15 protein-coding genes are annotated in these 17401 nt (G+C 64.9%); 6 read left to right on the forward strand and 9 right to left on the reverse strand.

The genetic code is table 11. The annotated features are described in order from the left end of the window. Nucleotides 1-18: 18 nt before the first annotated feature. From G5S42_RS24995 to G5S42_RS25015, 5 genes are all read right to left on the reverse strand, one after another. Nucleotides 19-1143 carry an FUSC family protein gene (locus tag G5S42_RS24995; RefSeq protein ID WP_176109208.1) on the reverse strand — a complete coding sequence of 375 codons (1125 nt, stop codon included), beginning with the start codon at nucleotides 1141-1143 and terminating at the stop codon, nucleotides 19-21. Nucleotides 1144-1272: 129 nt separating this feature from the next. Beyond that, entirely contained in the window at nucleotides 1273-2823 is a 1551-nt protein-coding gene (mctP, locus tag G5S42_RS25000; RefSeq protein WP_176109209.1) for a monocarboxylate uptake permease MctP, read from the reverse strand. After that, on the reverse strand, nucleotides 2820-3062 hold the full coding sequence (locus G5S42_RS25005) for a DUF3311 domain-containing protein (protein ID WP_176109210.1): 243 nt from the start codon (nucleotides 3060-3062) through the stop codon (nucleotides 2820-2822). Before G5S42_RS25005 ends, mctP begins: the two co-directional genes overlap by 4 nt. Nucleotides 3063-3357: 295 nt before the next feature. Then, nucleotides 3358-4293, reverse strand: a complete 936-nt coding sequence (locus tag G5S42_RS25010; protein ID WP_176109211.1) for a class I SAM-dependent methyltransferase — start codon at nucleotides 4291-4293, stop codon at nucleotides 3358-3360. Nucleotides 4294-4422: 129 nt separating this feature from the next. Next, on the reverse strand, nucleotides 4423-6663 hold the full coding sequence (locus G5S42_RS25015) for an NADP-dependent isocitrate dehydrogenase (protein ID WP_176109212.1): 2241 nt from the start codon (nucleotides 6661-6663) through the stop codon (nucleotides 4423-4425). Nucleotides 6664-7021: 358 nt separating this feature from the next. Between G5S42_RS25015 and G5S42_RS25020 the strand changes: the two genes are divergently transcribed. From G5S42_RS25020 to G5S42_RS25035, 4 genes are all read left to right on the forward strand, one after another. Further along, nucleotides 7022-7849: an AraC family transcriptional regulator gene (locus G5S42_RS25020; RefSeq protein WP_176109213.1), complete on the forward strand. Its 828-nt coding sequence runs from the start codon at nucleotides 7022-7024 to the stop codon at nucleotides 7847-7849. Between the two features lie 81 nt (nucleotides 7850-7930). Further along, on the forward strand, nucleotides 7931-8332 hold the full coding sequence (locus tag G5S42_RS25025) for a cupin domain-containing protein (RefSeq protein WP_176109214.1): 402 nt from the start codon (nucleotides 7931-7933) through the stop codon (nucleotides 8330-8332). A gap of 8 nt (nucleotides 8333-8340) precedes the next feature. Beyond that, entirely contained in the window at nucleotides 8341-8817 is a 477-nt protein-coding gene (locus G5S42_RS25030) for a GNAT family N-acetyltransferase (RefSeq protein WP_176110625.1), read from the forward strand. A 311-nt stretch (nucleotides 8818-9128) separates the two neighbouring features. After that, nucleotides 9129-10244, forward strand: a complete 1116-nt coding sequence (locus G5S42_RS25035) for a succinylglutamate desuccinylase/aspartoacylase family protein (RefSeq protein ID WP_176109215.1) — start codon at nucleotides 9129-9131, stop codon at nucleotides 10242-10244. A 21-nt stretch (nucleotides 10245-10265) separates the two neighbouring features. Here G5S42_RS25035 and G5S42_RS25040 read toward each other — a convergent pair whose 3' ends face one another. The 4 genes from G5S42_RS25040 to G5S42_RS25055 form a co-directional block, all read right to left on the reverse strand. Then, nucleotides 10266-10742, reverse strand: coding sequence for a DNA-deoxyinosine glycosylase (locus tag G5S42_RS25040; protein ID WP_176109216.1), 477 nt, complete (start codon nucleotides 10740-10742; stop codon nucleotides 10266-10268). Next, nucleotides 10742-11458: a chorismate--pyruvate lyase family protein gene (locus tag G5S42_RS25045; protein ID WP_176109217.1), complete on the reverse strand. Its 717-nt coding sequence runs from the start codon at nucleotides 11456-11458 to the stop codon at nucleotides 10742-10744. The genes G5S42_RS25040 and G5S42_RS25045 overlap by 1 nt, the downstream gene beginning before the upstream one ends. 202 nt (nucleotides 11459-11660) lie before the next feature. Further along, nucleotides 11661-13559, reverse strand: a complete 1899-nt coding sequence (gene htpG, locus G5S42_RS25050) for a molecular chaperone HtpG (RefSeq protein WP_176109218.1) — start codon at nucleotides 13557-13559, stop codon at nucleotides 11661-11663. A gap of 122 nt (nucleotides 13560-13681) precedes the next feature. Next, nucleotides 13682-15139, reverse strand: coding sequence for an aminotransferase-like domain-containing protein (locus tag G5S42_RS25055; RefSeq protein WP_176109219.1), 1458 nt, complete (start codon nucleotides 15137-15139; stop codon nucleotides 13682-13684). 223 nt (nucleotides 15140-15362) lie between these two features. On the opposite strand from G5S42_RS25055, the gene G5S42_RS25060 reads away from it, so the two are divergent. Next, the gene (locus G5S42_RS25060; protein WP_376776887.1) at nucleotides 15363-16067 is read left to right on the forward strand and encodes a VOC family protein; all 705 of its coding nucleotides are present in this window, start codon (nucleotides 15363-15365) and stop codon (nucleotides 16065-16067) included. A 128-nt stretch (nucleotides 16068-16195) separates the two neighbouring features. After that, the gene (locus tag G5S42_RS25065; protein WP_176109220.1) at nucleotides 16196-17392 is read left to right on the forward strand and encodes an aminotransferase-like domain-containing protein; all 1197 of its coding nucleotides are present in this window, start codon (nucleotides 16196-16198) and stop codon (nucleotides 17390-17392) included. The last annotated feature ends 9 nt before the right edge of the window (nucleotides 17393-17401 follow it).

Raw genomic sequence — 17401 nt, forward strand, 5'->3', positions numbered from 1 at the left:
GTTCGGCCATTCGACCACCTACCCGCCACGCGTCACCCGCTCGTGCCGCTCGATGTTCCAGTTCGGCTCGGTCTCCAGCAATAGCGCGCGCAGCCGGTCCACCTGCTCCGCGAGCCGCTGACCGAGCCAGTACGGCCCTTGCCAGTCGGGCGGCAACGCGGTGGCCACGTCGCCATGCCCCTTCGCGAGCGGCGCCGCGGCCGGAATGCCGAAGCGCGACGGACGGCCGAAACGCAGCCCGCGCGCGGTGGACAACAGGATCGCGCGCACGGCGCGCACCTCGGCGCCGCATTGCGCTGCATAGGCGCTGCGCGCGGCGGCGGTGGCGTTCATCAGCGGCCCGGTGGCCAGCAGTTCGAGCGAGCTGAGCACCGAGCGATGCAGCCGCTGGATCTCCTCGAGCCGCGCCTGCGGCACGTCGATTTCCTTGGCGACCGACGGCATCAGCGAGCGCAGTTGCACGAGCCGCTTGTTGATCCGCAGGAAGCGCTTGACCTGCTCCTCCTCGGTGATCGTCTCGCCGTCGAGCAGCCGCGCGTAGATGCCCGCGCATTCGCGCAGATTGGCGGCGAGCCCGTAGCGCCACGAATACGTCGCGTGCAGTGGAAACGCGAACGAAAACGCCAGCGCGATCACGATGCCGATCAGCACGTTCAACGTGCGCCACAGGCCGACGTCGATCAGGTTGTCGCCGTGGCCCGCGACGATGCACATCGTGATCGCGGTCAGAAGCCCGATATAGCCGGACGAGCCGATCGCGAACCACGCGCAGATCGACGCGATGATCGCCTCCAGCACATAGGTGAGCGGCAGAGAGCCGATGAAGTTCTGCTGCACGATCAGCAACAGGCCGATCGACGCGCCGAGCAGCGTGCCGGCCGCGCGTTCGGCCGCTTTCTTGCGGATATTGCCGTGATGCTGCAAGCCGCCGATCACGACCAGCAGCGTCACCGACGACCAGATGCCGTGCGGGATATCGATGCCGGTCGTCGCCAGAATCGACACCAGCATCGCGAGGCCGACGCGCAGGCTATGCAGCACCTTCGCGTGGCGGTAGCGGTAATACGGCGACGTGACCGCGCGCACCATCCGGCTCAGCGCCGCGCGGCGGGAGATCACGGTGGGAGTATCGGCAGCAGCCATGGCGGCGCGCGGCGAACGCGTGAAAGGACGGTTCCGCTATCCTGCCCTGGAGTGCCCCGCAAACACAAACGCCCGCCAACTTGCGTCGGCGGGCGTTGCGTGTTTCAGAGCGTGAAGTCGCAGCCGGAATCAGCCTTCGACGATGTCCAGGTAGTCTTCCGGACGGGTGCGGTCCTCGGCGCGCTGCATGCCCACCGCGCGCACGATCAGGCTCACGACCACCGACACCACGAGGTTCACGATCAGCGACCACACCGCCGCATAGCCCGGAATCGCGATGCCGAACAGATGAATCGTGAAGATCGAGCTCGCGAGGTTCAACGAAATCGCCATCCACGTGCCAGTCGCGATACCTGCCGCCCAGCCGAGCAGCAGACCCCGATAGTCGAGCACACGCGTGTAGAGACCGAGCACGATGGCCGGCAGCGTCTGGATGATCCAGATCCCGCCGAGCAGCTGCAGCTGGATCGCGTACGTGAGCGGCAGACCGAGAATGAACGCGACCGCGCCGACCTTGACGATCAGCGACACCAGCTTCGCGACGTTGGTCTCCTGCTCGTGCGTCATGTTGCGGTTGATGAACTCCTTGTGCACGTTGCGCGTGTACAGGTTCGCCGCCGCGATCGACATGATCGCCGCCGGCACCAGCGCGCCGATACCGATCGCCGCGAACGCGACGCCGACGAACCACGACGGGAAGAAGTGCAGGAACAACGCCGGCACCGCGAAGTTCGGGCCGAAGGCCTTGAAGTACGGCGCGAACTCGGGCATGTCCTTCACGCCGGCCGCGAGCGCCATGAAGCCGAGCAGCGCGAGCAGGCCGAGCACCAGCGAATACGCCGGCAGCAAGGCCATATTGCGGCGGATCGTGTTGCCCGACTTCGAAGACAGCACCGCGGTGATCGAGTGCGGATACAGGAACAGCGCAAGCGCCGAACCCACGGCGAGCGTCGCGTACGCGCTATAGCCGTTCAGGCTCGACACGTCCGGCGACTTCAGCAGCAGCTTGGCCGGCGGGACCGCGCCGAAGATATGGCCGAAGCCGCCCAGCTGCGGCGGAATCACGATGATCGCGGCGAAGATCGTCACGTAGATCAGGATGTCCTTGACCACCGCGATCATCGCCGGCGCGCGCAGGCCCGACGTGTACGTGTAGGCCGCGAGGATCGCAAACGCGATGATCAGCGGCAGATCGCCGACGAAGCCGGTGGTGTCGAAACCGAGCGCGCCGATCACCACTTCGATACCGACCAGCTGCAGCGCGATGTACGGCATCGTCGCGACGATGCCGGTCACGGCGACAGCGAGCGCGAGCATGCGGCTGCCGTAGCGGGCCGAAACGAAGTCCGCCGAGGTCACGTAGCCGTGGCGCTTCGCGATGCTCCACAGCTTCGGGAACACGACGAAGGCGAACGGATAGATCAGGATCGTGTACGGCAGCGCGAAGAAGCCGGTTGCGCCCGCGCCGAACACGAGCGCCGGCACCGCGATGAAGGTGTAGGCGGTGTACAGGTCGCCGCCGAGCAGGAACCACGTGACGATCGTGCCGAAGCGCCGCCCGCCCAGACCCCACTCTTCCAGATGCGCGAGATCGCCGCGCCGCCAGTGTGCCGCGACGAAGCCAAGAATCGTGACGCCGATGAAAAACAGAACGAAGACAAAGGTTGCAATGGGGTTCATCGTTGTGCGCCCCCGTTCGGGCGACCCGTATAGCGGGACTTGGTCTTCACATAGACGAACGCGGTGATGACCGCGCTGATCAGCACCCACAGCAGCTGATACCAGTAGAAGAACGGGAAATCGAACAGCTGCGGCTCGATCCGGTTGTAGGACGGCACCCAGATCATCGCGATCCACGGTAGCAGCAATAGCCAGAGCCAGTGCTTGCTGGCTTTGTTCACGTCGGCGTCGTGAGCCATGACGTCTCCTGTTTTTCCTATTTTGAATTTATCTGCCCGTGGTCGACGGGAGGAGGAACTCAGCGGGTGGTCGTCCCGCGGTCCGCCACGGGCTCCCCGAAAGCCTCGCAAGAGTATAGGAGTGGCGAACGCCCGGTCAAGCCGGGGCGACCCCGAGGCACATTGGCGTCCAACGATGCAGACTGGATCACGCTGCAGCATCGACGTGAAAAAAATACCGGAAGCAAAACGGCCGTGCCGACTGATACGCCGGCACGGCCGCCTCATTCTTCGCGCGCTGATCGGAATTCAGCGCTCAGATGGCAAACGATGCGCCCGTCTGACCCGTCGATTCGCGCAGGCCCTTGATCCACTTGCGCGCCGGCAAGCCGAGCTCGGCTTCGATCAGCTTCGCGCGCGCGTCGAGCGCGGCGAACGGCACGTCGAGCGCGGGGCCCGAGAACGCGATCGCGATGCGGTTGCCGTCGTGCACTTCGGGCAGCGCGACGACGCGACCGTCGAAGGCTTCGTTCAGGCGCTTCATGTTGCGCACGAAGCTCGGATGATCGCCGAACAGATTCACCGTGACGATGCCCGCGTCGGTCAGACATGCGCGCGCCGCCCGGTAAAAGCCGACGCTGTCGAGCACCGGGCCGCGCGCGGTCGCGTCGTAGACGTCGATCTGCAGCGCGCCGATGGTGCCGTGGTTCGCGCTCTCGTTGACGAAGTCCCATGCGTCGGTTTCGTGCACCGTCAGACGCGCATCGTCGGGCGGCAGTTCGAACATCGTGCGCGCGGCAACCACGACCGCCGGATTCAGTTCGACGGCCTCGACCTTTGCGCTCTTCAGGAAGCGGTGCGCGAACTTGGTCAGCGCCGCCGCGCCGAGCCCCAGCTGCACGATGCGCTTCGGCGTTTCGAGAAACAGCAGCCAGGCCATCATCTGCTGCGCGTATTCGAGTTCGATGTGATCGGGCTTGCGCAGACGCATCGCGCCTTGCACCCATTCCGTGCCGAAATGCAGGTAGCGCACGCCGCCCTCTTCGGAGAACGTCACCGGCGCAAAGCGCGGCTTGCGCGGCGTTTCGATTTGCTGCGCGTCATGAAGCTCGTGGTCGACGGCGCGGTTCGCGTTGCGTGCGGTTTTTGGCGCCTGTCTGGGCGCGATTTTCTGCTTGCCGCCGATGGCTTCGGCGTCCCGGTTACGGAAAGCGCGCGCCTCGGCCGAAGCGCGCTTGATCAGTTTCGTCATGTGTGGATGTCGCGCCGCGGGCGCATGATTTTTGGTCGACCGAGAGCATAGCATTCGCGGCGCGCACGATTACGCAGAGCCGCCCGCCGGCGGCCCGTGTGCACATCACCTCACTTCAGACCCAGCACGTCACTCGACGCGTACCGCCTTGAGCGCCTCGTTCAGCGTGCGGCTCGGCCGCATCACCTCTTCGAGCTTGTTCAGGTCCGGCTTGTAATAGCCGCCGATGTCCGCCGGCGCGCCCTGCACCGACGCGAGCTCCGCCACGATCACCTGCTCGTTGGCGGTCAGCTGCGTCGCGAGCGGCGCGAACTGCGCGGCCAGCGCGGCATCGTCCGTTTGCGCGGCCAGCTCCTGCGCCCAGTACATCGCCAGATAGAACTGGCTGCCGCGATTGTCGAGCTCGCCCGTCTTCGGGCTCGGGCTGCGGTTATTGTCGAGCAACTTGCCGGTTGCGGTGTCGAGCGTCTTCGCGAGGATCTTCGCCCGGTTGTTGCCGGTCTTGATGCCCAGCTCTTCGAGCGATACCGCGAGCGCGAGGAATTCGCCGAGCGAGTCCCAGCGCAGGTGGTTCTCTTCGACGAGCTGCTTCACGTGCTTCGGCGCCGAACCGCCCGCGCCGGTCTCGTACATGCCGCCGCCCGCCATCAACGGCACGATCGACAGCATCTTCGCGCTCGTGCCCAGCTCCATGATCGGGAACAGGTCGGTCAGATAATCGCGCAGGATGTTGCCGGTGACCGAGATCGTATCGAGCCCGCGCACGACGCGCTCCAGCGTGTAACGCATCGCGCGCACCTGCGACATGATCTGGATGTCGAGGCCGGTGGTGTCGTAATCCTTGAGGTAGGCCTCGACCTTCTTGATCAGTTCCGCCTCGTGCGGGCGATACGGATCGAGCCAGAACACCGCGGGCGTGCGCGAATTGCGCACGCGCGTGACCGCGAGTTTGACCCAGTCGCGGATCGCCGCATCTTTCACCTCGCACATGCGCCAGATGTCGCCCTGCTCGACGTTCTGCGTAAGCAGCACCTCGCCGCTCGTGAGATCGACGATGCGCGCCTCGCCGTCTTCCGGCACTTCGAAGGTCTTGTCGTGCGAGCCGTATTCTTCCGCCTTCTGCGCCATCAGGCCGACGTTCGGCACGGTGCCCATCGTGACCGGATCGAACGCGCCGTTGGTCTTGCAGAAGTTGATGATCTCCTGGTAGATGCGCGCGAACGTGCTCTCCGGGATCACCGCCTTGGTGTCTTTCGGACGACCGTCGGCGCCCCACATCTTGCCGCCGGCGCGAATCATCGCCGGCATCGACGCATCGACGATCACGTCGTTCGGCGCGTGCAGGTTCGAGATGCCCTTCGCCGAATCGACCATCGCCAGTTCCGGACGATGCTCGTGGCACGCGTGCAGGTCGCGGATCACTTCCTCGCGCTGCGATTCCGGCAACGCCTCGATCTTCTCGTACAGATTGACGAGGCCGTTGTTGACGTTCACGCCGAGCTCGTCGAACAGCTTGCCGTGCTTCGCGAACGCGTCCTTGTAGAACACCTTCACCGCGTGGCCGAAGACGATCGGATGCGAGATCTTCATCATCGTCGCCTTCACGTGCAGCGACAGCATCATGCCGGTCTTGCGCGCGTCTTCCATCTGGTCTTCATAGAACGCGAGCAGCGCCTTTTTGCTCATGAACATGCTGTCGATGATCTCGCCGGCCTCTAGCGCGACCTTCGGTTTCAGCACGATCGTCTTGCCGTTTTTCGTGACGAGTTCCATCTTCACGTCGCGCGCGCGATCGAGCGTCATCGATTTTTCGCCGTGATAGAAGTCGCCATGTCGCATGGTGGCGACGTGCGTGCGCGACGCCATGCTCCATTCGGTCATGCTGTGCGGATGCTTGCGCGCGTAGTTCTTCACCGCGGCCGGCGCGCGACGGTCCGAGTTGCCCTCGCGCAGCACCGGATTGACCGCGCTGCCGAGACACTTCGAGTAGCGCTGACGGATCGCCTTCTCTGCGTCGGTCTTCGGATCTTCGGGATAGTCGGGCACCTTGTAGCCCTTCGCCTGCAGTTCCTTGATCGCGCTCGTCAGTTGCGGCACCGATGCGCTGATGTTGGGCAGCTTGATGATGTTGGTGTCGGGCAACGAGGTCAGGCGACCGAGTTCAGCGAGGTTGTCTGGCACCCGCTGCGCTTCGGTCAGAAATTCGGGGAACTCACCGAGGATGCGGCCCGCGACCGAGATGTCGCTGGTCTCGACCTCGATGCCGGCCGGCCTCGTGAAGGTCCGGATGATCGGCAGGAACGCCGCGGTCGCGAGCAGCGGGGCCTCGTCGGTGAGGGTGTAGATGATGGTCGGTTGCTGGGTCGTCATTGCTAGGCTCTGGGCGGGCGGTTGAGAGGCATCTCGCGCGTGATACCGGCAGGATGCGCAAGCGTCGATCAGGAAAACGACAACACGAGGACACAAACGCTGTGCGCGGCGAATGGCGATGCGGGGCCCTGGAACGCCAAAGCGGAACGATTAAGCGAACACGGCGGACTGCGTCGCGCAGCGGGTCGCACGTCTGGATTCTGCCTCATTTTTGGGCTGACGCAAGAGCAGCCGAACCGGCGCGCAGGAACGTGCGACTTGCCAGCCGGGCTGGCACGTGCGTCGCACGGCCACATCGATACAATGAGCTGATGTACGGGGATTCCCGCAGATCTGCCAATCGAAGCCGGAGAGCGTCATGGACGGCGATACCAGCAAAGCCCAATCCGACTGGATTTCCCGTTCGGAGCCCACCAACGGAGTCGAACGCATCGAGGCCTTTTTCCACGGCAATGCGTACTCCCTGCATCGGCACGACACCTACGCGATCGGCCTGACGCTCGCCGGCGTTCAATGCTTTCACTACCGGCGCGGCTTGCGCACCAGTCTGCCCGGCCAGACGATGGTGCTGCATCCCGACGAAGCGCACGACGGTCAGGCCGGTACGCAGGAGGGATTCCGTTATCAGATGATTTACGTGCACCCGGCCGCCATCCAGGAGGTCCTCGGAGGCCGGCCGCTGCCATTCGTCGAAGGCGGGGTCACGAACGATCCACGGCTGTTCGAAGCGACGAAGACAGCGTTGCGCCAGATGCGCGGCGACGCGGAGCCGCTCGAGCGCGACGACGCGCTCGCCGGCCTCGCGCTCGCGCTGGATAGCGTATCGGGTACCCGAGCTGCGCGCAGGTCCGCGGATTTCGCGGCAGCGCAGCGGGCACGGGAATATCTGCACGCATCGAGCAGCCGCGTCGTCACGCTGGATGAACTTGCCGCCGTCAGCGGACAGGATCGCTGGAGCCTGTCGCGCGATTTCCGAACCTTTTACGGCACCAGCCCCTATCACTACCTGGTCATGCGCCGGCTCGAAGCGGCGCGCGCGATGATGCTGCGCGGCGTTTCCCTCGTGGACACGGCGGCAGCGGCCGGCTTCGCCGACCAGAGCCATATGACCCGGCATTTTCGCCACGCATACGGGATCCCGCCCGCGCGTTGGCTCGCGATGACGAGCGATCGGCGCGCCGGCTAGCGCAGGCTTGCACGATCGTTCAAGACACCCGCCGGCGGCCGGCCTAAGCTCTGTTCCAGCTATCACCCTAACGGAGCCACCATGCACAGCGATTCCCAGCCAGGACCCGAGCAACGCGGCCAGTACCAGACGATCAATCTGCTCGACAAGATCCGTCAGATCGACGACCACTGGCAGCCGCGCGTCGTTGCCGAAATGAACGACTATCAGTTCAAGGTCGTGAAGATCGCCGGTGATTTCGTCTGGCACCGGCATGCCGACACCGACGAAACTTTCATCGTTCTCGAAGGGCGCTTGCGCATCGACTTCCGCGATCGCTCGATCGAACTGCTCGCCGGAGAAATGGCGGTGGTTCCAAAGGGAGTCGAGCACAAGCCGTATGCCGGCTCCGAAGTGAAGCTGCTGCTGATCGAACCGCGCGGCGTCGTCAACACCGGCGATACGACCAACGAAAGAACGGCCGAAAACGACGTATGGATCTGAGAACCGCCATGCAAACGCCGCTGCCGGTTGTTCGCGAAGCCGTTTTCCCCGCCGATACGCGCAAGCTCGTCGCGGTGATCCGAGAGTATGTCCAGTGGCTGGATCTGGATCTGTCGTACCGTGGATTCGATGCCGAAATGGACGCGTTCGAAGCGGTTTACACGTTGCCATCCGGCATGTTCTTCGTCGCCGATGCCGGCGGCGAACTCGCCGGTTGCGCGGGGCTACTGCGCCATAGTGCGGGGACCGCCGAAATCAAGCGCCTGTTCGTTCGCGACGCATTCAGAGGGATGCGTCTCGGCGAAACGCTGGTGACGTCGGTGATCGGGAAAGCAAAATCGTTGGGCTTCTCGAAGCTGGTCCTCGACTCGGTGCCGAAAACCGCTTTCGCGCAGCGCATCTACGAGCGATTAGGGTTCGTGGAAATCGCGCCTTACTACGCAAATCCGGTCGAGGGCACGAGGTTTCTTGCACTCGAGCTTTGACGGCGCGGCATCGCTCGTCTTCGGACCCTCCTCCATAGCACGCAGGTTGCATATACATCTATTGCTACAGCGCGCGCCTCGATTCCTCCTTCGAATTTTCGTTTCACGCGAAACCCCCGCCTATATGAGGGCACGCCGCCCATCGTCAGCGAAAACCCTACTTCCGCCATCATCTTCAATTCTCTATCTTGTCTATACAACTGAGCTGAAGCTCGAAGCCAGCCACTTCAACTTCGACGTATACGTCAGCTGACAGGCAATGGCGCGGGAACCCCCGCGCCCGCACGGCGGCCGGCAACATTCACACCATCATGCAAACACAAACCCATCCGTTGATTTCCCCGTCGCTCGGCACCGAGCGGTACCTGACGAGCTTCCACTACGGCCCGACGGGCGGACAGAAGATCTACATCCAGTCGTCGCTGCATGCCGACGAGCTGCCGGGGATGCTGGTCGCATGGGAACTGCGCCAACGCGTCGCCGCCCTCGAGACGGCGGGCAGGTTGCGCGGCGAAATCGTCATCGTGCCGGTACCCAATCCGATCGGCCTCAACCAGCGGGTGCTCGGGCACATGGTTGGCCGCTTCGAAAGCGGCACCGCGGCGAACTTCAATCGCAACTTCCACAATCTGGCCGAGCTCGTGATGCCGCGCATCGAGCCTCACCTGACCGGCGACGCGCAACGGAACCTGCGCGCCGTGCGCGCCGCAATGCGCGAGGCGCTCGCCGAGCAAACGCCGACCACCGAGCTCGAATCGCAGCGCCTCGCGCTGCAGCGCCTGTCATACGATGCCGACGTCGTGCTCGACCTGCACTGCGACTTCGAAGCGGCGATGCATCTGTTCACGAACCCCGACACGTGGCCCGACGTCGAGCCACTCGCGCGCTATCTCGACGCGAAGACTTCGCTGCTCGCGCTCAATTCGATCGGCAATCCGTTCGACGAGATTCACAGCTTCAGTTGGTCCGAGCTGCGTGCCCGCTACGGCGAGCGCTATCCGATTCCGAATGGCTCGATCTCGGTAACGATCGAGCTGCGCGGCCAGGCGGACGTGAGCTACGCGTTCGCCGAGCGCGACGCGAATGCGATCGTCGAATACCTGACGTTTCGCGGCGTCATCGACGGCACACCCGCGCCGTTGCCGGAGCTCGCGTTCCAGGCCACGCCTTTCTCCGGCAGCGAGCCGCTCGTCGCACCGATCTCCGGCGTGCTCGTGTTCCGCGCGCCGCTCGGTGTCTGGGTCGATCCCGGCGAGGCGATCGCCGACATCGTCGATCCGCTGACCGGCCGCGTCGTCACGATCACGAACTCCGTCGCCGGCGTGCTATATGCGCGGCAACGTGCGCGCTTCGCCACCGCGGGGCTGGAGGTCGCGTGTGTCGCTGGAGCCGAGCCTATTCGTAGCGGCTCGCTGCTGCCGAACTAAATACCCTTCCTCCGAATTTCGTCAGGAAAGAATCTGCCGCCAACACGAGAGCTTCTGTTCGAACGACAGCGTCGCATTCGCCGGGCTCGACGACGGCAACACGAGCGTTCGATAGCCTGCCGCACCGATGACCGGCGCGAACCGCCCCGCCGTCTTACCGTTGAAGCAAACCTTGTTAAGCAACGGCGCATGCTCGTGCAACGACTTGAAGTCGTTCGGCTGCGCATGGCGGATCGCCGAGTCGAGACTGCCTTGACGATGGCATGCATCAAGCACATCCCAGATGCCGATCCGATGCGCGAGCACGCGTGCGAGGCGCTCTTCATACGGCAACCCGTGCAGCGCGGGTTCGCCGAGCACCGTGCCGAGTAGGCGCCAGAACTGGTTGCGCGGATGCGCGTAATACTGCGCCGCGGCCAGTGACGCTTCGCCGGGAAAACTGCCGAGTATCAGCGTGTGCGTATCGGCCGCGACGACCGGCGGAAAGCCGCGCAACATCAGCGGCTCCGATCGTCCGACGTGCGCGGCGCGGCATGCGCGCGCGACGCGGTGTGATCGAGCGGACGGCCGTGGTCGCGTATCCGCTCGTGCGCGACATGCGCGGCTGGAACGCGCTCGGTCGCGGCGCCCGGGCGCCCCGCCTGCTCCAACCAGGCCAGATGCTCCCACAATGCCGGCAGCATGCATTCGGACACCATCAAAGGCGCGCCGTGGCGCTCGAACACCGAGCGCCGTGCGACCAGCGCATGCGGCTCATCCACGACGCCACCGCCGATCTCACGCGCGGCCAGCCGATACAACGGATGCCGCTTCCCCACCCTGCGGCTCACCAGCGACGAACGCGCGACGCCGCTATCGCTGTACAGCAACTCGGCGAGCGGCCGCGTGCGCAGCCGCCGCGTCGCCTGCCAGATGCCGACGCTCGCGGCACGCGGCGTCACGCTATGCGCGGCGACGAACGGCACGCCATCGACCGACAGCACTACTTCGCGCACCCACACGGGCGCGCGCGGCGTGAGTCCGAGCGCGGCGGCTTCGTCCGGCCACGGCAGCGCGATCGCTTCGCGCGTCACCCGCACCGCGACCGCGCCGAGCGCGCGCAGATGCGCGGTCAGCGAACCGCCGCGGGTCAGCCAGTCTTTCTGGGCAGCGCTGAAAGTGGGCAAGGGCGCGACGCGCCAGTGGGGGTCGGCGGGATTGAAACGGATAGGCATGGTGTCGGATTATAGCGGCGCGCTCCGACGGCATTTTTTCGCAGCGACGCTTGCGCTGATCGCGCGCCGCTCCAAGCAAGAAGCCGGCGCGAACCGACGGGCAAAAAAAAATGCGCTGCCGAAGCAGCGCATTGCCGAACCACCACAGAGCGTCAATCCAATAAGAACGCCATCAACGCTCCCGGTTCGCCTTCACTGAAACTCAACCCGCGCGCGACAGCAGCAACGCATTGGTCCGCTTCACGAAGCTCGCCGGATCTTCCAGCGCGCCGCCTTCGGCGAGCAATGCCTGATCGAACAGCAGATGGCACCAGTCGTCGAAATTCGCGCTATCGGCATGCAGACCCTTGACGAGCGCGTGCTCCGGATTCACTTCGAGAATCGGATGGAACTCCGGCGCCTGCTGGCCCGCGGCCTTCAGCATGCGCTGCAGGTAGCCGCTCATTTCGCCGTCGTCGGCAACGAGGCACGACGGCGAGTCGGTCAGGCGGAAGGTCAGACGCACGTCCTTCGCCTTGTCCTTCAGCGCTTCCTTCATCTTCTCGACGAGCGGCTTGAACTCTTCGCCGATCTTCTCCTGCGCCTGCTTTTCCTCGTCGTTCAGTGCGCCGAGATCGAGATCGCCGCGCGCGACGCTTTGCAGCGGCTTGCCGTCGAATTCGTTGAGGAACGACAGCATCCATTCATCGACGCGATCGGTCAGCAGCAGCACTTCGACGCCCTTCTTGCGGAACACTTCGAGATGCGGGCTGTTCGACGCGGCTTGCCAGGTGTCGGCGGTCACGTAGTAAATCTTCGTCTGCTCGGGCTTCATGCGAGCGACGTAGTCGGCCAGCGACACGGTCTGCTCGGCCGTGCCCGTATGCGTCGTCGCAAAGCGCAGGAGCTTCGCGATGCGCTCGCGATTGGCGAAGTCCTCGCCGATGCCTTCCTTCAGCACCTGGCCGAATTCCTTCCAGAAGCTGGCATACTTTTCCTTGTCGGCGGCTTCGTCCGAATTCGCCAGTTCTTCGAGCATCGACAGCGCGCGCTTCGTCACGCCTTCGCGGATCGCCTTCACGTCGCGGCTTTCCTGCAGGATTTCGCGCGACACGTTGAGCGGCAGATCGGCCGAATCGACCACACCCTTCACGAAACGCAGGTAGGTGGGCAGCAATTGCTCGGCGTCGTCCATGATGAACACGCGCTTCACGTACAGCTTCAGCCCGCCGCGCTGCTCGCGGTTCCACAGATCGAACGGCGCGTGCGCCGGCACGTACAGCAGTTGGGTGTATTCGCTGCGGCCTTCGACGCGGTTATGCGTCCACGTCAGCGGGTCCTGATGATCGTGCGAGATATGCTGGTAGAACTGCTTGTATTGATCTTCGGTGATGTCGTTCTTCGAACGGGTCCACAGCGCGCTCGCCTGGTTGACGGTCTCGTCCTCGTCCTTCGTGACCATCTCGCTCTTTTCCGCGTCCCACTCTTCCTTCTGCATCAGGATCGGCAGCGCGACATGGTCCGAGTACTTCTGAATGATCGACTTCAGCCGATACGACGACAGCAGTTCGTCCTCATCGGCACGCAGATGCAGCGTGATGGTCGTGCCGCGCGCGGCGCGCTCGATGGTCTCCACCGCGAAATCGCCCTCGCCCGCGCTGACCCAGCGCACGCCTTCGGCGGCCGGCAAGCCGCCGCGGCGCGTCTCGACGGTGATCTTGTCGGCGACGATGAAGCCCGAGTAGAAGCCCACGCCGAACTGGCCGATCAGCGCCGCGTCCTTCTGCTGGTCGCCCGACAGCTTGCCGAAGAATTCCTTGGTGCCCGAACGCGCGATCGTGCCGAGGTGGGCGATCGTTTCGTCGCGGCTCATGCCGATGCCGTTGTCGTCGACCGTGACGGTGCGCGCGGCCTTGTCGTACGACACGCGAATCCGCAGATTCGGATCGTTTTCGTACAGCGCGCTGTTTTCGATCGCCTCGAAGCGCAGCTTGTCGGCCGCGTCGGACGCGTTCGAGATCAGCTCGCGCAGAAAGATTTCCTTGTTGCTGTACAGCGAATGGATCATCAGTTGCAGAAGTTGTTTCACTTCTGCCTGAAAGCTCATGGTTTCTTGTGCCATGGTCGGACTTCCTCTCTGTTGCGAATGGGGGGATGGGCGGCGGCGCAACCTGTCAAGGCCAGCCGGGCCGGAGCGCCGGACCGCCGGATCGTCCGCGCAATTGGGGACGATCCGGCGCGGTTTCAAGAGGCGCGGCGCGCGACGCCGTCGAGATAACGGCTCAGAAACGCCGGCAGCTCGGGATCGCCGCAATTGGCGATATTGAAGCGCATCCACGTGCTCGGCGACTGCTGCGGCGAAAACAGGCCGCCCGGCGTGAGCAGGAAGCCAGCTTCGTGACCGGCCGCGGCGAGCGCGCCCGCATCGACGCCGGTGTCGGCCCACAGGAACATGCCTGCCGTCGGCGTCAGGAACAGCTTCATGCCGGCCTTCTCGATCATCCGCACGGCCTTCTCGCGCACGCCGTCGAGCCGCGCGCGAATCCGCTCGACGTGCCGCCGGTAGTGGCCCTCGGTCAGGATCTTGTAGATCACGCGCTCGTTGAGTTCGGGGCTCGTCATGCCGACCAGCATCTTCTGATTGCTGACCACCATAGCGACTTCCGGCGCGCACGCGATGAAACCGACGCGCAGATTCGGCGCGAGCGTCTTCGAAAAGCTGCCGAGGTAGATCACGCGCTTCAACTGATCGAGGCTCGCGAGCCGCGTGCCCGGGTAGCCGGGCGGGCACAGGTCGCCGTAGATATCGTCCTCGACGACGATGAAGTCGTACGCCTCGGCAAGCCGCAGGATGCGGAACGCCTGCGCGGCGGTCAGCGAGGTGCCGGTCGGGTTTTGCAGCACCGAGTTGATCACCAGCATTTTGGGGCGCCATTCCTGAACCAGCGCTTCGAGCGCGTCGAGATCGGGACCGTCCGGGGTGTACGGCATACCGACCAATCGGGCGCCCTGCGACGCGAAGCAGCCGAACATCTGGAACCACGCCGGATCGCCGACGATCACCGCGTCGCCCGGCCTCACGTAGATGCGCGAAATCAGGTCGATCGCCTGCGTGATGCCGGACACCATCACGATCTGCTCGGGCGACGCGCCGATCTCCAGCTCCTCGAGCCGCGTCTGCAACTGCTGGCGCAGCGGCAGGAAACCTTGCGCGGTGCCGATGCCTAGCATCTGCATGCCGCTTTGCCGGCCGAGCGTGCGCAGCGCGTTGGTGATCAGGTCGCCGTCGAGCCAGCGGGCCGGCAGATAGCCGAGCCCCGGACTGCGCTCGGGCCGCGCGCCCGTATGCAGCATGTTGCGCAGCAGCCAGACGACGTCGATATTGGCCGGCGCGGCCAGCGTCTCGGCGCGCGGGTGCAGTTCTGAGACCGTGGCTGCGCCGCCCTGGCGCTCGCGTACATAGAAGCCGGAGCCGCGCCGCGACTCCAGGAAACCCTGCGCGACGAGCCGCTCGTACGCTTCGACCACCGTGAAGCGCGACACGCCCTTGTCGAGCGCGAGCTTGCGGATAGACGGCATGCGCATGCCGGGGCGGAACACGCGCTCCTCGATGCGGCGCCGCGCCCACTGGACGAGCTGTTCGACCAGCGTCAGCGACGCGGTATCGTGCGGGGCGGGAATCTGGGCAAGCGGGACGGACATGACGGGCTCCAACTGTACCGAACAGTATCGAGTCGATTGTACCGTTACTGTGCAGGTCGCGGCCGTTACATTTGAATCCAGCGAAGGGTGGTCAGGGCATACGAAACCATTCGCATGGCCCGCCGATCCGGCAAACGGTTATGCTTACGGCCCCGGCAGCGTAGCCTACACGCGTGGCGCGCAACGGGCCCTTGCGCAGAACAGCGTTTTCCGTCGATCCGCCATGACAGCCCTGACAGCCCCATCGCTCATCAGTCTAGATCACCTCGTCGTCTCCGCGCGCACGCTGGATGAAGGCGTCCAGTACGTCGCCGATATCCTCGGCGTCGCCCCGGCCGGCGGCGGCGCGCATCCGCTGATGCGGACCCACAATCGCCTGCTCGGCCTGTGGGGCGGCGTCTACCTGGAAGTGATCGCGATCGATCCGCGCGCCGCGGCCGACACAACCGGTGGCACCGCGCCGCGCCCGCGCCTGTTCGCGCTCGACGACCCGGCGACGCAGGCGCGACTCGAAAACGGGCCGTATCTGTCGCATTGGGTCGCGCGCGTCGAGCGGCCGAAGCGTCTCGCGACGTGGCAGGCGCAGTATCCGCAGCGCATCGCGCCGGTCGTGCCGATGACGCGCGGCGATTTCACGTGGGGCCTGACGGTGCCCGACGACGGCTCGTTCCCCGCCTGGCAAGGCGCTGGCGACGGCGTGCTGCCGTCGCTGATCCAGTGGGACTCGACGCGGCATCCGTCGCAGTCGCTGGCACCGAGGAACCTCGCGCTGAAAGCGCTGAAAGCCGTGCATCCGCGGCCGGAGCCGATTGGCGAGCAACTGCGCTGGCTCGGCGCCGCGCACCTGCTCGACGTCCAGCCGACCGACGGCGCCGCGGCGCTCGTCGCCGAATTTGAAACACCCGAGGGTCCACGAACCCTCGGATAAGCAGCGCGCGATTGTGCAACCGCGGGGCAACCCCGGGGCAACCCCGGGGCGCTCCCGGCGGCAATGCTTGCCGAGTCGCGCGATAATTGAAGTTTTGACCGGTTCCAGAAATACCAGCAGAGGAGATCATGGACCAAAGCGACCTGAAAGCCCCGACGTGGCAATTGTCCGAACGCGCGCGCAAGCTCACCAGCTCCGCGATTCGCGAAATCCTGAAGGTCACGGAACGGCCCGAAGTCATCTCCTTCGCCGGCGGCCTGCCCTCGCCGGCCACCTTCCCGGCCGAGCGCATGCGCGAGGCATCCGACCGCATCCTGCGCGACTCGCCCGCCGCTGCGCTGCAGTACAGCGCGACCGAAGGCTATCTGCCGCTGCGCGAATGGGTCGCGCAACGCTACTCGATCAACGGCGCGCAGATCCGCCCGTCGCAGGTGCTGATCACGACCGGCTCGCAACAGGCACTCGACCTGCTCGGCAAGGTGCTGGTTTGCGCGGATAGCCCGGTGCTGGTCGAAACGCCGACCTACCTTGGCGCACTGCAATCGTTCTCGATGTACGAGCCGCACTACGTGCAGGTTCCGACCGACGAACAGGGCCTGATCCCGGAAGGCCTGACGCCGGAACTGATCACAGGCGCGCGTCTCTTGTACACACAGCCGAATTTCCAGAATCCGACCGGCCGTCGTCTGCCGGTCGAACGCCGCCGCGCGCTCGCCGAGTTCGCGAAAAGCTCGCCGTTCCCGGTGATCGAGGACGACCCCTACGGCGCGCTCGACTACGCGGGCGAACCGCTGCCGACCATGCTGTCGATGGCGCCCGATCACATCGTCTATCTGGGCTCGTTCTCGAAGGTGCTCGCGCCGGGTCTGCGCGTCGGCTTCATCATCGCGCCCGAGGAACTGATCTTCAAACTCGTGCAGGCCAAGCAGGCCACCGACCTGCACACGCCGAGCTTCACGCAGCGCATCGTGCACGAAGTGGTCAAGGACGGCTTCCTCGACACGCACGTGCCGACGATCCGCGAGCTGTATCGCAACCAGTGCGACGCGATGCTCACCGCGCTGGAACGCTATATGCCCGAAGGCGTCAGCTGGAACCGTCCGGAAGGCGGCATGTTCATCTGGGTCAAGCTGCCGGCGGGCATCGACACGATGAAGCTGCTCGAAGAAGCGGTCGCGCAAAACGTCGCATTCGTGCCGGGCGCTCCGTTTTTCGCGAGCGAGGCGCAGCACAATACGCTGCGTCTGTCGTTCGTCACCGTGCCGCCCGCTAAAATCGACGAAGGCGTGGCGCGTCTCGGCGCACTCGTGCGCGCGAAAATTTAAAACGGCGTT

It is taken from the genome of Paraburkholderia youngii, assembly GCF_013366925.1.
GTDB lineage: Bacteria > Pseudomonadota > Gammaproteobacteria > Burkholderiales > Burkholderiaceae > Paraburkholderia > Paraburkholderia youngii.

What these genes read in the sequence shown, in the direction of transcription:
- G5S42_RS24995 (WP_176109208.1), bottom strand. Translation starts at nt 1,143, where the DNA reads ATGGCTGCTGCCGATACTCCCACCGTGATCTCCCGCCGCGCGGCGCTG.
- mctP (WP_176109209.1), bottom strand. Translation starts at nt 2,823, where the DNA reads ATGAACCCCATTGCAACCTTTGTCTTCGTTCTGTTTTTCATCGGCGTC.
- G5S42_RS25005 (WP_176109210.1), bottom strand. Translation starts at nt 3,062, where the DNA reads ATGGCTCACGACGCCGACGTGAACAAAGCCAGCAAGCACTGGCTCTGG.
- G5S42_RS25010 (WP_176109211.1), bottom strand. Translation starts at nt 4,293, where the DNA reads ATGACGAAACTGATCAAGCGCGCTTCGGCCGAGGCGCGCGCTTTCCGT.
- G5S42_RS25015 (WP_176109212.1), bottom strand. Translation starts at nt 6,663, where the DNA reads ATGACGACCCAGCAACCGACCATCATCTACACCCTCACCGACGAGGCC.
- G5S42_RS25020 (WP_176109213.1), top strand. Translation starts at nt 7,022, where the DNA reads ATGGACGGCGATACCAGCAAAGCCCAATCCGACTGGATTTCCCGTTCG.
- G5S42_RS25025 (WP_176109214.1), top strand. Translation starts at nt 7,931, where the DNA reads ATGCACAGCGATTCCCAGCCAGGACCCGAGCAACGCGGCCAGTACCAG.
- G5S42_RS25030 (WP_176110625.1), top strand. Translation starts at nt 8,341, where the DNA reads ATGCAAACGCCGCTGCCGGTTGTTCGCGAAGCCGTTTTCCCCGCCGAT.
- G5S42_RS25035 (WP_176109215.1), top strand. Translation starts at nt 9,129, where the DNA reads ATGCAAACACAAACCCATCCGTTGATTTCCCCGTCGCTCGGCACCGAG.
- G5S42_RS25040 (WP_176109216.1), bottom strand. Translation starts at nt 10,742, where the DNA reads ATGTTGCGCGGCTTTCCGCCGGTCGTCGCGGCCGATACGCACACGCTG.
- G5S42_RS25045 (WP_176109217.1), bottom strand. Translation starts at nt 11,458, where the DNA reads ATGCCTATCCGTTTCAATCCCGCCGACCCCCACTGGCGCGTCGCGCCC.
- htpG (WP_176109218.1), bottom strand. Translation starts at nt 13,559, where the DNA reads ATGGCACAAGAAACCATGAGCTTTCAGGCAGAAGTGAAACAACTTCTG.
- G5S42_RS25055 (WP_176109219.1), bottom strand. Translation starts at nt 15,139, where the DNA reads ATGTCCGTCCCGCTTGCCCAGATTCCCGCCCCGCACGATACCGCGTCG.
- G5S42_RS25060 (WP_376776887.1), top strand. Translation starts at nt 15,363, where the DNA reads ATGACAGCCCTGACAGCCCCATCGCTCATCAGTCTAGATCACCTCGTC.
- G5S42_RS25065 (WP_176109220.1), top strand. Translation starts at nt 16,196, where the DNA reads ATGGACCAAAGCGACCTGAAAGCCCCGACGTGGCAATTGTCCGAACGC.